The organism is Streptomyces sp. CO7, assembly GCF_053474865.1.
Window position 1 is genome coordinate 62,839 of sequence record NZ_JBRIOU010000003.1, and the last position, 798, is coordinate 63,636.

The 798-nt window shown below is 78.1% G+C and carries 1 protein-coding gene; it reads right to left on the reverse strand.

The window, feature by feature from the left end; translation table 11 throughout:
* Positions 1–18: 18 nt before the first annotated feature.
* Positions 19–798 (reverse strand): ATP-binding cassette domain-containing protein (locus tag ACOV8S_RS10155; protein WP_448317464.1); only part of this gene is annotated, 780 nt, incomplete at its 5' end.

The following is a 798-nucleotide window of genomic DNA, read 5'->3' on the forward strand; positions in this document are numbered from 1 at the left end:
GGGTCGGGGGTGCGGCGGTCATGCCAGCGCCTCCCGGACCTGGCGCACGGTCAGCCAGCGCTGCGGTGCGAGGACCTTGGTCACCTGCGGGGCGTAGGCGGGCAGCGCCAGCACCACCTCGGCGGTGGGGCCGTCGGCGACGACCTCGCCGTCGGCGAGCATCACCACGCGGTGGGCGAGGTCCGCGGCCAGTTCCACGTCGTGGGTGGCGAGGACCACGGCGTGCCCCTCGGCGGCCAGTCGGCGCAGGTGGCCGACCAGGCGGGTCTTGGCCGCGTAGTCCAGGCCGCGGGTCGGCTCGTCGAGCAGCAACAGCGGCGGACGCGCGGTGAGGACGACCGCCAGGGCGAGGGTGAGGCGCTGGCCCTCGGAGAGGTCGCGCGGGTGCGTGGAGTCCGCGATGCCCGGCAGGAGTTCGCTCACCAGGGCCCGGCAGGAGCCGGGCTCGGCGCCCGCGTCGCGGTCGGCGGCGGCGCACTCGGCCGCCACGGTGTCCGCGTACAGCAGGTCGCGGGGCTCCTGCGGAACCAGCCCGACCCGGCGGACCAGGTCGCGCGGCCGGGTGCGGTGCGGGACCGCGCCGCAGGCCAGCACCGCACCGGAGGCCGGCTCCACCAGGCCGACCAGGGCGGACAGCAGGGTGGACTTGCCCGCGCCGTTGCGGCCCATCAGGGCGACGGTCTCCCCGGGCGACACGGTGAGCGACACCGACCGCAGCGCCTCGACCGTGCCGCGGCGCACGACCAGCCGGTCCACCACGGCGGGCACGGGGGCGGCCTCCGCCGCCGGCGGGGTGGC